Annotated in this window: 16 protein-coding genes; 7 read left to right on the top strand and 9 right to left on the bottom strand. The window is 66.5% G+C overall.

Features of this window, described 5'->3' with window-relative positions; translation table 11 throughout:
• Positions 1-11 precede the first annotated feature (11 nt).
• Positions 12-698 carry an RAD55 family ATPase gene (locus tag VJ109_RS07080; RefSeq protein WP_324760097.1) on the top strand — a complete coding sequence of 229 codons (687 nt, stop codon included), beginning with the start codon at positions 12-14 and terminating at the stop codon, positions 696-698.
• Positions 695-1,105 carry a DUF8057 family protein gene (locus VJ109_RS07075; protein ID WP_324760096.1) on the top strand — a complete coding sequence of 137 codons (411 nt, stop codon included), beginning with the start codon at positions 695-697 and terminating at the stop codon, positions 1,103-1,105. The genes VJ109_RS07080 and VJ109_RS07075 overlap by 4 nt, the downstream gene beginning before the upstream one ends.
• Positions 1,106-1,118: 13 nt before the next feature.
• Here VJ109_RS07075 and VJ109_RS07070 read toward each other — a convergent pair whose 3' ends face one another.
• Positions 1,119-1,646, bottom strand: a complete 528-nt coding sequence (locus VJ109_RS07070) for a TrmB family transcriptional regulator (protein WP_324760095.1) — start codon at positions 1,644-1,646, stop codon at positions 1,119-1,121.
• Positions 1,647-1,758: 112 nt separating this feature from the next.
• Here VJ109_RS07070 and VJ109_RS07065 point away from each other — a divergent pair, with 112 nt between their 5' ends.
• A complete protein-coding gene (locus tag VJ109_RS07065; RefSeq protein ID WP_276179015.1) occupies positions 1,759-1,995 on the top strand; it encodes a DUF7120 family protein in 237 nt (78 codons plus the stop codon).
• Positions 1,996-2,034: 39 nt separating this feature from the next.
• Here the strand turns inward: VJ109_RS07065 and VJ109_RS07060 are convergent, their stop codons facing one another.
• Positions 2,035-2,316 (bottom strand): DUF5789 family protein, encoded by a 282-nt coding sequence (locus VJ109_RS07060; RefSeq protein WP_434737276.1) that lies wholly within the window; start codon positions 2,314-2,316, stop codon positions 2,035-2,037.
• Positions 2,317-2,471: 155 nt separating this feature from the next.
• On the opposite strand from VJ109_RS07060, the gene VJ109_RS07055 reads away from it, so the two are divergent.
• Genes VJ109_RS07055 through VJ109_RS07045 form a run of 3 tightly spaced genes read left to right on the top strand, consistent with a single transcriptional unit; the run spans position 2,472 to position 3,978 of the window.
• Complete coding sequence (locus VJ109_RS07055) at positions 2,472-3,248, top strand: PHP domain-containing protein (RefSeq protein WP_324760092.1); 777 nt, start codon at positions 2,472-2,474, stop codon at positions 3,246-3,248.
• A gap of 54 nt (positions 3,249-3,302) precedes the next feature.
• Complete coding sequence (locus VJ109_RS07050) at positions 3,303-3,467, top strand: DUF6757 family protein (protein WP_276179021.1); 165 nt, start codon at positions 3,303-3,305, stop codon at positions 3,465-3,467.
• 43 nt (positions 3,468-3,510) lie between these two features.
• Entirely contained in the window at positions 3,511-3,978 is a 468-nt protein-coding gene (locus VJ109_RS07045; RefSeq protein WP_324760089.1) for a cupin domain-containing protein, read from the top strand.
• Here the strand turns inward: VJ109_RS07045 and VJ109_RS07040 are convergent.
• Positions 3,975-4,484 carry a hypothetical protein gene (locus VJ109_RS07040; RefSeq protein WP_324760088.1) on the bottom strand — a complete coding sequence of 170 codons (510 nt, stop codon included), beginning with the start codon at positions 4,482-4,484 and terminating at the stop codon, positions 3,975-3,977. The genes VJ109_RS07045 and VJ109_RS07040 overlap by 4 nt on opposite strands.
• Before the next feature lie 79 nt (positions 4,485-4,563).
• Between VJ109_RS07040 and VJ109_RS07035 the strand changes: the two genes are divergently transcribed.
• Positions 4,564-5,055, top strand: coding sequence for an HPP family protein (locus tag VJ109_RS07035; protein ID WP_324760087.1), 492 nt, complete (start codon positions 4,564-4,566; stop codon positions 5,053-5,055).
• A gap of 1 nt (position 5,056) precedes the next feature.
• Here the strand turns inward: VJ109_RS07035 and VJ109_RS07030 are convergent, their stop codons facing one another.
• Genes VJ109_RS07030 through alaS form a run of 6 tightly spaced genes read right to left on the bottom strand, consistent with a single transcriptional unit; the run spans position 5,057 to position 11,450 of the window.
• Complete coding sequence (locus VJ109_RS07030; RefSeq protein WP_324760085.1) at positions 5,057-5,779, bottom strand: type 1 glutamine amidotransferase; 723 nt, start codon at positions 5,777-5,779, stop codon at positions 5,057-5,059.
• A gap of 60 nt (positions 5,780-5,839) precedes the next feature.
• Positions 5,840-6,286: a DUF2085 domain-containing protein gene (locus VJ109_RS07025; protein WP_324760084.1), complete on the bottom strand. Its 447-nt coding sequence runs from the start codon at positions 6,284-6,286 to the stop codon at positions 5,840-5,842.
• Positions 6,270-6,920, bottom strand: coding sequence for a zinc-ribbon domain and TM2 domain-containing protein (locus VJ109_RS07020; RefSeq protein WP_324760082.1), 651 nt, complete (start codon positions 6,918-6,920; stop codon positions 6,270-6,272). Before VJ109_RS07020 ends, VJ109_RS07025 begins: the two co-directional genes overlap by 17 nt.
• A 26-nt stretch (positions 6,921-6,946) precedes the next feature.
• The gene (locus VJ109_RS07015; RefSeq protein ID WP_324760081.1) at positions 6,947-7,723 is read right to left on the bottom strand and encodes an alpha/beta fold hydrolase; all 777 of its coding nucleotides are present in this window, start codon (positions 7,721-7,723) and stop codon (positions 6,947-6,949) included.
• Between the two features lie 48 nt (positions 7,724-7,771).
• On the bottom strand, positions 7,772-8,620 hold the full coding sequence (locus tag VJ109_RS07010) for a DUF4013 domain-containing protein (RefSeq protein WP_324760080.1): 849 nt from the start codon (positions 8,618-8,620) through the stop codon (positions 7,772-7,774).
• Positions 8,621-8,666: 46 nt separating this feature from the next.
• A complete protein-coding gene (alaS, locus tag VJ109_RS07005; RefSeq protein ID WP_324760079.1) occupies positions 8,667-11,450 on the bottom strand; it encodes an alanine--tRNA ligase in 2,784 nt (927 codons plus the stop codon).
• Positions 11,451-11,457: the final 7 nt, after the last annotated feature.

Raw genomic sequence — 11,457 nt, 5'->3', positions numbered from 1 at the left:
AGACTGGAGGTATGCGCATCTCCAGCGGTGTCCCCGGATTCGACGAACTCGTCGAGGGGGGGCTCTTGACCGACCGCCTGTACGTCGTCAGCGGCCCTCCAGGGAGCGGAAAGACGACGTTCTGTTCGCAGTTTATCACACAAGGAGCGAAGGAAGGGGACTCCTGTCTCTACGTGACGATGCACGAGACGAAGACCGAACTGATGCAGGACATGTCGGGCTACGAGTTCGGTTTCGACCGGGCGATCCAGTCCGACGCCGTCCAGTTTCTCAACCTCGTGACCGAGAACGGGAAACGGACGATCACACAGTTCGGCTCGGAGGGCGGATTGACCAACCGACTCGTCGCCTACATCAGACAGAACGACATCGAACGGGTCGTCATCGACTCGACGATGCTCCTCCAGCATTTCATGAACGATGTCGGCGACGAGATCACCGGGTTCCTCTCGGCGCTGAAACAAACCGAGGCGACGACGCTGCTCATCTCGGAGATGACCGATCCCTCCTCGTACAGCGACGAACACTACCTCGCCCACGGGGTCATCTTCTTCCACAACTTTTTGGAGGGCGGTAGCATGACACGAGGCCTCCAGGTGATCAAGATGCGTGGGACTGCCATCGACTGTGACATCCGCCAGATCCAGTTCTCGGACGAGGGCCTGCGGGTCCTGCCCGACCAGAAGGTCGAGTCATGAGCCGCTACGCGCGCGAGTTCGATACCGACTGGGAGACCATCGATAAGGACGAGGCGACCGAGCGCGCCTACGCTATCGGTGTCGCCGAGCGACTCGGCGAGTACAACCGGGAGGAACTCGAGCGCATCTACGCCGAGATGGGATCGGCCTACCAGAAGAGTCTGGTCGAACTGGCCTACGACGAGGGCCGCAACGAGGCAGCAGAGATCGCAGAGACCACCGACGCCGACGGGACTGCCGTCTGGGAGGATCTGGTCAACGGCGAGAAGACCTATATCGCCGAGGACGAGATGCCGACCGGCGGCCGGGACGGCCTTCCGGAAGCACTCGAACCCTCGGAACTGCTCGACAGGCAGGAGGTCGACAGCACCGAGCGCGTCGACAAACCCGACTTTCTGGACCGCTGAGACGGACGGCCGTTCACTCCGGCGGTTCGACCGGTGCCTCTAGCTGGGCAACATCTACGACGAGTTGGTTGTTCGTCGCGTCGACGGCGACGACCGTCCCGGCGACGACGAGTCCCGCGACCGGGGTCGGACCGAGCGCGACGGCCTGTCCGACGCTGAACTGCGAGACGGGGTCCTGAAGGTGGACCCGCGCCTGGCACTCCTCGGGATGGTGGACCCCGGTTAGGTTGATCTCTTCGACCGTGACGTCGACGCGCTCGAAGTCGTGAGCCAGCGTCACTGACTCGGCGTCGTCCATCGAATCGCGACCGATCGCATCGTAGGCCAGTTCGGTCGGCTTGTATCCGCCACTGGGTCCGGAGACGCTCTCGACCAAGCCCAGTGCTGCGAGGCTCTGCATCTGGTTTTGGACGGTACCGAGGTTGCGGTCGATCTCGTCGGCGATGACGCGGCCCTTCACCGGCCCGTCGGCTGACTGGTGCCTGTTGACCAGCGTCGTGAGCGTGCGCTGTTGACTGCCGGTCAACTCGATCTGGACCATATCGTCTGTTCCACGAGTAGGCACTTATACTGTGGGCTCGGAGAAACACCTGTGACTGTTCCGCCCCCGATGGGAACAGGAGTTATATACCAGAGTCGATAAGCCGGCCACTGTGAGCAAAGTCAAGGTGTCACTGTCGGACCAGACTGTGACCGACATCGAACGGCTCGTCGAACAGGGAGAGTTCATCAATCAGGATCAGGCCATCGAAGACCTTCTCAAGCGTGGGGTTTCGGCGTACAACACGACCGAGGAGTCGACGGAGTCCGAACTGGACGATCAGATGTTCGGCCAGACTGCCGCCGACCAGCAGGACCCGGCCATGCAGGACGACGACTACGGGTTCTGATACCGTCGGCGAAAAACGAGTGCTGGGGCCGCAGCGGCGTCAGAACGAGACCTGATCGGGGCCGCCTTCGCCCATCGCGACGGGATCACGGTCCGAGTACCCCTTGCGCCCGATCGCCTTGCTGGAGACCGCCGAGTACGTCGCCAGCCGCGCCTCTTCCGGCGTCTCGTAGGTCTCGGAGGTGAGACGACCCAACGCGTCCGCTAAGGTCTCGGTCCCGTTCGGTAGCTCTAGTGTAGTGTCCCCGACGGCTTCGATGAGTTCCTCGGTCGTCAGCGGGTAGGTCTGTGCATCGTACGTCTCGGTCGCCTCGGCTAGCATCCGCATACATCCCGGAAGTTAACGGAAGATAATAAACCTTCACTATTTATAATCATAATACTCCTTAATGCGTATAATGAACGCACGTCGTGTGTGGACAGACCACGCATGGAGCATGCCGAAGGGTCTTCCTTCCCGGCGGAACTGTCGTCTGTATGGTTGTCGCGGATCTCCACGTCCATACCACGCGCTCCGACGGGACACTCACGCTGGCGACGCTTCCGGAGGCTGCCCGGGCCGCCGGCGTCGAGGCGGTCGCTGTCACCGACCACGACCGACTCAACCCCGATCTCAACGGCCCAGTGACCGATCGGGACGGACTGACGATCGTCCACGGGATCGAACTCCGCGTCGACGCCGGCGATCAGCGATTGGATCTGCTGGGGTACGGTGTCGACCCGACCGATGACCTCCGGGAGGCGTGTGCGACCATCCAGCAGAACCGCCGCGAGCGCGGCCGACAGATCATCGAGTGTGTCGAGGACCGACTGGGCGTGCCACTCCCGGTCGAACCACGTGACGGTCTCGGTCGGCCACACATCGCCCGCGCCATCGCCGAGGTCAGCGACTACAGCTACGGGGAAGCCTTCGAGGAACTCATCGGAAACGACTGCCCCTGCTTCGTCGCCCGCGAGATCCCGTCGTTCGAGCGCGGGCGGGATCTGCTCGCGGAGGCCTGTGGGCTCGTCGGGCTGGCCCACCCGTTCCGCTACGGGGACACCGAGGCCGCGCTGGCCCGCTGTGCGTCGCTCGACGCTGTCGAGCGGTGGTACCCCTACGACCACGCCGTCGACACCGAGCGGATCGAGCGCGCCGTCGACCGTTACGACCTCGTCCCGACCGGCGGTAGCGACGCTCACGGCGAGACCGTCGGCGGCGCGGGACTCGACGACCGGGCCTGGCAGCGGGTCCGGCCTGCCCTCGGTGTCTGACGGGTGGCGCACGGAATCCGAGGGTTCAATGTGGGCCGGCTACAACCGGTGGGTATGCAGTGTCACTACTGTGACGACGAGGCCGACATCGCCGTCGAGAAAGACGGTCTGAAGGTCGGTGTCTGTAAGACCCACTTCCGCGAGCAGATGGCGGAACTGGAAGACGCCGACTGGATGGACGAACTCGACGAGCAACTCGACATCGACCGGCGGGAGTAACCGGGCCGCCAACGCTTTTCTCTCGGCGGCGACACCCCCGTGTATGCGAAAGTGTTCTCTCGACGACGCCGAAACGCGCATGGGACCGGCAGCGATCAAACGCCCGCTGACAGACCCGCTGGGTATCGAGCACGCGGCACTGAACTACTACGAACTCGCACCCGGCGACGCCTTTGGCTTTGGCTACCACCGTCACGCCGACCAGGAGGAAGTGTTCTACGTCCAGTGTGGGACCGTGACCTTCGAGACTGAAGACGGGTCGGTCACCGTCAGCGCGGAGGAGGCGGTTCGCTTCGGGCCGGGCGAGTGGCAAGTGGGCCGCAACGAGGGCGAGGAACGTGTCGTCGCGCTGGCGATGGGTGTACCCCGCGACGCCGGCGAGACGGAGATGCGCCGCGAGTGTCACGACTGTGGCGAGCGGACACCCAACCGGATCGAGTTCGCCGACGACCGGGAGGCGCTGGTCACGCTGTGTACGGACTGTGGCGCCGAAACCGGTCGATTCACCTAACCGCGACAGGTCGTCGCGAGCGCCGTCGAGTCGTTGGCACCGATCGTCAACCGCGCCTCGACTGTGGTCGCGTCGGGGTGACACCGGAACCGGGTCCAGAGTTGCATCCGATCGTCGCCGGTCGTCCGCCGGACGACGAGCCAGACCCACGAGCCGCCGGGCTCGTCCCGGAGTTGCGTGCCGATCCCGCTGTTGGCCGGAACCCGGAGCTCCTCGCTCGTGACGTTTGCCCCGACCAGACGCGCGTCGACGACTGAGCCCAGCGACGACGGCCCGGACTCGGTCAATACGGTCGGCGAACGCCGCTGGACGGTCCCGTTGGCGTAGAGGATGTCGACGCCCGTCGGCTCTTCGGGTGCGATAGAGACGCGCACGTCGTAGGGTTCGGCTGCCTGGTTGTCGACCGACAGCGAGATCGGCTGACCCGGCACCGTCGGTTGGCCGCCGAAGCCGAGACAGCCGGCCGAGAGACAGCACAGCGCCACCACGAGCGTCAGCCGGTCCATACCCGACGGCCGGTTCGCAGCCGCAAAACCCTGTGGGCGAACGTCAGCGTTTAGTGTGGCGATCCTGACGCTGGCTACAGTGACACGCCAGAACCGTGCAGTGTGGGCCAGACAGACGGGGCGAGTCGGTGCGCTCCTGTCGGCGCTGGGCGTCGTCGTCTGGGCCAGCGGGCTCCCGTTCCTGTTTCCAAGCCTCGGGCCGACGGCGTACCTCTACGCGACGCAGCCGTCTGCACCGACGTGCCGGGTCCGGCGGGTCCTGGGTGGTCACGCCGTCGGGGTCGCCGCCGGGCTCGTCGCCTATCACACCGTGGCCGGCGGTGTCGTCATCACGGCCTCCATGACCGCCGGCGCACCGGGGACGCTGCGACTGGCAGCAAGCGGCGTCGTCGCGGCGATGTTGACGACCGTCGGGATGCTCGTGACCGACACGCGCCACGCGCCGGCGTGTGCGACGACGCTCATCGTCGGACTGGGGATTCTCCCGTCGCTCCGGGAGGGAGGAATCATCCTCGTGGCGGTCTCGGTGTTGGCCGTCGAGCACGCGCTCGTCAGCCGACTGTTCGAGTGAGTTAGTCGTCGTCTGCGGCGACTTCGCCCCGACCTGGCGTGGCGTCGGACTGGACCGTCCGAACGTACTCCGTGAAGTTCTCGAACAGCTGTTTGGCCTCACAGGCCGCCCGGTAGTTCTCCTCGGTGATGCCGTCGATGACCCGCTGGACGCGCTCGTCGGCTAGTTCGTCCTTCCCCGAGGTGACCGTCTCGGCGGTCTCGGTGTCGTACTCCGGATGGAACTGCACGGAGAAGACGTGTCCTTTCCGGAAGCCGTGGACGCCGTAGTCGTTCTCGGCGAACTGTTCGGCACCCGGCGGGAGCTGTGCGACGTGGTCCGAGTGGGTCGTAAACACGGTAAAGGAATCAGAAACCCCGTCGAGCAGATCGTTCTCGCCGTCGTGTTCGACGGTCCGGTAGCCGATCTCGTAGTCGTCCATCGGCTCGACACGGCCGCCCAGCGTATCGGCCAGGAGCTGGTGGCCGAAACAGACGCCCAGGAACGGCAGCCCGCGGTCGATGGCCGATCCAACCCACGACTCCAGATCGGCGATCCAGGGTTCGTCCCAGTAGACGGAGGCCCGCGATCCGGTGACGAGACAGCCGTCGAACGCGAAGTCTTCGGGCAGTTCGCGCTCGGTGACGTCGTACTCCACGAGGTCGGCGTCTAGTTCCCGACGGAAATTCCGGCGGTTTGCCGTGCCGTCGTGGGCCGCGTTCAGCAGGGCGATACGCAGACTCATTCACGGAAAGACAGACGCCCGAGGCGTAAAAACCTGCATATCCGTCCCAGCACTTGCCGCTCACTCCGACAGCCGGAGGCCGACCGCCGCGGCCGTGCCGTAGCCGACGGCGACCGCCACCGGCCACACCGTCGCCGTCGTCAGGACCCACGGGAGGGCGACGCCGTAGGCCAGTCCCAGGGTTGCGCCGGTCACCGTCCGGACGGCGTTGTGGCCCCGACGGTCGGTAAACGTCGTCACGGCCCAGTCTGCCAGTGCCGGCGCCGGCCCGAACGCGACCAGCGGCGCCCACAGCCCGCCCCCGACACCGAACAGGACGGCGAGGGTACCGATGGCGATTCCGGGGTAAACGCCGGAACAACGGGCACAGACCGCGACCTCGCGGTCGTCTATCCGAAGCCGGTGGCATCGATAGTGCTCGTCGGCCCGGTGGTGTGAGAGGAGGTACGGCGCCATCGCTGCGAGTGCGCGCCGGAGTTCCGCGGTCCGGTCACTCGGAGTGGCCATCGTCGGTGTCGTCGGGACCGTCGACGATCCGGGTGCTCTCGGCGTCATCGGCTGTCGCGGACGCTGCCGTGCTCTCGTGTACCGACTCCGCCCCGTCCTCGTCGCTTTCGTCGTCTTCGTCGTCGACGTACGCGCGCTGGAACTCCTGGTCGGTCTTGGACAGATAGAGGATTCCTTCGATCAATCCTACGACCGCCGGGATGCCGGTCCAGAAGAAACAGAGGTACAACACGCCGATACCGACGTTCCCCAGGTAGAAGTGGTGGGCACCCAGCCCGCCGAGCAGGATCCCCAGGACGCCCGCGGTGACGCGGTCTTTCGGCGATTCAGCGGTGCTTCCGGCGGCTGTGGCGTCTGCCTGCTCCGTTCCACACGCCGAGCAGAACTTCGCGTCGGCGTCGAGTGTCGTCCCGCAGCTCTGACAGTACTTCTCCCCAGCCGGTGCCGTCTCGACTGTCCCGGATTCGGCCGTGGTGTCGTCCGGTTCACCGCTATCGTCCGTCTCGCCGCCGGTGTCGGTGTCTATCGGCCCGTTGCTGTCGTCGTCGAACTCGACCCAGTCGTCCTCGTCGAGGGGGGCGTCCCTCGCTTCGGTGGGGTCGCTGTCGTCGGAGGGATCGTCGTCCGGGGACATACCAGGGAGACTCGACAGCCCGGCTGTTAAACCTCGTGGTCGGTGTGGGTATCGAGCGTTGCCAGCAATCGGTCGGTGACGGCGGGAGCGTGTTCGACGAAACAGAGGTGTCGCCCCTCGACGGCCTCGCTGTCCCCCCGTGGCAGAGCAGCGGCTAGCGATTCCGCCGCCTCTGGAGTCACGACCGGATCGTCGAGGCCGTAGTACACCGTCGTCGGCAGGGTCACCTCGTACAGCGGCGGCGCCGAGAACCCAGTCATCGCCGCCGCCTGTGCCTCCCAGGGGTCGCCGGACGCGTCCTCCTCCCGGCGCCACCCCGTGATCCGGTCGAGGAGATCGGCCGCCTCCGTTCGGAACTGCTCGGAGAACGCACCCGAAAGCGACGCCTCGGGACCGTCGTCCAGCGAGAGCTCTGCGAGGGCGTCCGCGTCGATATCGCCGCCGTCGGCCGCCGTACAGTACAGCGTCAGCGTCGACGCACGGGTGTACTCGTGGGCGTACCGCAGCGCGACCATCCCGCCGAGCCCGGCGCCGACGACGTGTGCCGACCGGACGCCGTGGTCGGCGAGCACTGCCTCCAGATCGGCCGCGAGCGTCCCCACGTCGTAGGGTCCTGCGGGAGCGTCCGATCGGCCGGTCCCCCGGTGGTCGAACACCACCGTCTCGTAGGGGCCGGCGACGGCGTCGTGGTGCCAGCCCCACAGCCACGCGCCGTAGCCCACGTCGCCGACGAAGGCGACGGTGGGTCCGTCCCCGTCGGTCTCGTAGTAGAGGTCGACTCCGCGGTTGGTCGCTGTCGGCATCGTCGGTCCGTTCCCGGGACAGGGGCCTGGCTCTTTCGGTCGCCCGGCTCAGCGGGATTCGGCGAGTTCCGCCCGGTGGTCGGGCGACGTGACAGCCTCCGTTGTCTCGGGAGCCAGCGCCGGGACGACGCCGTCGCGGGCTGCCTCGCGGTAGTGGTACCCCCAGAACGCCCCCGAGAGATAGAGGCCGTACGTCGAGACGAACGCCGGCCCGACGAGGGTAAACCAGGACGCGAGCCAGATCGCTCCGACGACGAGGGCCAGTCCCAGCCAGAGGACGAACTCCTTCAGATACGCCCCTCGGAAGGCGACGGCGCCGGCGAACTGCTGGGAGAACGACGCGCCCACCCGACCGGTCGCCGCACACGTCGTCAGTACCGCCGGCGTGACGTAGAGACCGGCCAGTCCGACGCCCGTGAGCACAAGCGGGTCCCAGCCGCCCAGACCGGCTTCCGCCAGGATCGCGGTCAACGACGCGCCGAGGGCGGCGACGACGCCCCACAGCACGACGAGCGCGACTGTGGCCCGACCCCCGTCGACGAGCAGGTCCCGCCATCCCTCGAAGGGGGGCTGGGTTCGGTCCCCGCGTGCGGCCCCGCGGGACAACTGGACCGCGTAGCCGACGGTGAACAACTGCAGGGGTGGGAGGATCGCACCCAGCAGGCTCACGACACTCCCCAGCAGGAACGGGTCGTACCGGTCCTGGACCGGATACCCCAGCGCGAACCCGGCGGCCCCGCGCTCGAAGGGGTCCTCGTCGCTCTCGTCCGGTCCCGAGTCACTGTCACCGTCCACCGCGTTCGTCTCGGAGAGTGGGGTCCCCAGTTCGTGGCCACACTGCTGGCAGAACGTGTCCGCGTCGTCGACGGCGGCCCCGCAGGCCGTACAGTACGGCATATAGTCGGCAGTTCGACACGAAGGGGTTTCGTTCTTTCCCTCCCGCTTAGACGTCCGCAACCGACCGCAGGATCTCCGGTGCGTCCGCCAGTGCGTCGTCGAGACGGTCCCCGTCGGGGCCGCCGCCCTGTGCGAAGTCCGGGGGACCGCCGCCACCGCCGCCGACGCGGCCGGCGAGTTCACCGACGACCTCGCCGGCGTCGACACCGACGCCCTCGGGGACGGCGACGACGAACTGTGCGCCCTCCCGCCCGGAGCCCAGCACGGCGATTTTCCCCTGTTCGACGAGGGCGTTCGCCTGTGCTCGGAGTTCCTCCATATCCGCGTCGATACGTTGGACGACCGCGGTGGTCTCGCCCACGTCGATCTCTTCGGCGTCGGCGCCGCCGGAGGCGCGGGCCTCGGCCAGTTGCTCTTTGAGGTCCTCGATCTCTTTCCCGCGGGCCTTCCACTCGTCGAAGAACCGGGCGGCCGTCTCGGGGACCTCCTCGTGGGCCACGTCCAGCACGTCGGCGGCCTCGGCGAGCGCGTCCTCGGTGGTGTGGGTCGATTCGATCGCCGCGTTCCCGGCCGAGAAGGTCAGCCTGATGACCCCGTCCTGGATGCGCTCGGTGTTTCGGAGTTTGATCGTCCCGATGTCGCCGGTCCGGGCAACGTGGGTCCCGCCGCAGGCCTGGACGTCCTCGGCGATCTGGATCAGCCGGATCTGCTCGCCGGCTGGAATCCCGCCCTGATAGAGGTCGAAGCCGTGTTCCTCCTCGGCCTCGTGGCGGTCGGGCCACTGCTGGTTGACCGGGACGTTGTCCTGGACGAGTTCGTTGGCCAGCAACTCGATCTGTTTGACCTGCTCGCGGTCGATCGAGTCGTAGTGGCGAACGTCGATCCGGGCCGAGTCGGTCCCTTTCTGGGCACCGGCCTGCCGGATATGCTCGCCCAGCACCTGCCGGGCGCTGTGGATGACGATGTGGGTCGCGGTGTGGTGTTGCATCAGGCGCTTGCGCCGGTTCCCGTCCAACTGCCCGCGGACGAACTCGCCTTTCCCGGGGTCGTCGTCACAGGTGTGGACGATCACGTCGTTGTAACGCTGGACATCGGTCACCTCGACGGTGATGTCGTCGGTCGACAGCGTCCCGTGGTCCGGGGGCTGGCCACCGCCTTCGGGGTAGAACATCGTCTGGTCGAGGACCACGTCGTAGTCGCCGTCCTCGCGATCGAACACCTCCAGGACGACGGCCTCGAACTCCGTACGCTGCTGGTCCTCGTAGTAGAGCCGGTCGGTGTCCGGCAGTTCGGTCAGCCGGTCGGCGTAGGGCGTCTCGTCTCCTGTCTCGGCCGCTTCGCCCCCGCCGTGGCGGCTCGCGACAACCGAGTAGAAGTCGTCGGGCACGTCGACGGCGACCCCGCGTTCGGCGGCGATCTCCTCGACCATATCGGGTTGGATGCCGTGTGAGTCGTACAGTTCGACCAGTTCCTCGGTCGGGATCGGCTCGCCGGACTCGGCGTACTCGTCAGCGAGCTGGCGGACCCGGCGGCCACCCCGATCCAGCGTCTCGCGGTACTTCTCGACCTCGGTACGGACGATGTCCCGGATCGTGTCGCGGTTCTCGTAGTCGAGGCGCTCGGCCTGCATGTCGACGAGTTCGTCAAGCGGCGCGTCGACGCCGACGCTGTCGACCAGCCGTTTTGTCCGGCGGAGAACCATCCGGGCGAGATAGCCCGTGCCGACGTTCGAGGGGACGATGCCGTCCCCGAGCATGTACGCCAGCGTCCGGCAGTGATCCGCGATGGCGTAGATCTCCTCCAGGGGCTCGATCAGTTCCCGGAGTTCCGCGACGGAGACGCCGACCTCGGCGGCGATCTCGTCGCGGGCGGCCTCGATGTCCTCGGCCTCGTCGATGTCCATGTGACCCGCCAGCTTCGCGGCGTCGTGGACGATGGTGGCTTCCTCGTCCGTGAGGTCGATCCCGGCGTTGTCCTTGAGGAAGGCGATCATCTCGGGGTAGATCGCCTCGTACACCGTCGGCGTTCCCTGGCTCATCCAGGTCCATCGTTCGAGGCCGTAGCCGGTGTCGACGATGTAGGTGTCCATCTCCGAGTACGTGTTTCCGTCTTTCATCTCGTACTCGCCGTCGGGGTCCTGTTCGAGGGACATGAACACCAGCGTCGCCAGTTCCGCGCCCTTGTAGATGACCTCGAAGGCGGGGCCGGCGTTGCCGCCCCCGACCCAGGGGTCCTCGATGAGGGTCAACTCCGCGGGGTCGGCACCCAGTTCCTCGAACAGTTCGACACAGTACTGGACGGTCTCGTCCTTCCAGTAGACCTCGCCCTCGTAGGCGTACTGCTCGGGGTCCTCGATGTCCTCGCGGGCGTTGAACGCGTGATGGGCCATCATCTCGAAGGCCATGGTGTGGCGGCCGGTCTTACCCACGTTGTCGATGTCCTGCATCCGGATACAGGGCTGGCTGATACACAGCGGGTTGGCCGGTGGCGGCGTCGTCCCGCTGGTGACCAGCGGCTGGAAGTCGTAGACAGAGGCCTGGGTCAGCAAGACGTCGTCGCGCCAGCGGTTGGCCGCGACCGGGTACGGCTCGATGCGTTCGTGGTCCCGTTCCTCGAAGAAGGAGAGGAAGACCTCCCGCATCTCTTCGAGCGTGTACGATTCGTCGAACCCGGGGTCGTCGATGAACCCGTACTCCTCACACGGCGGTTCGCCGCAGGTCTCGCGCTGGGTCCGCGCCCAGAACCTGGCCCCACAAGACGAGCACTCCTGGCGGCTAAACCCCGCCTCTTCGAAGTACTCCAGTCGATAGGCCTCGTCGAGGTCGCTCATTGGGGTA

This window comes from Haloarcula montana (assembly GCF_035666295.1).
Classification (GTDB): domain Archaea; phylum Halobacteriota; class Halobacteria; order Halobacteriales; family Haloarculaceae; genus Haloarcula; species Haloarcula montana.
The sequence above is the reverse complement of the archived record's forward strand: the minus strand, read 5'-3'. Positions and strand labels throughout refer to the sequence as shown.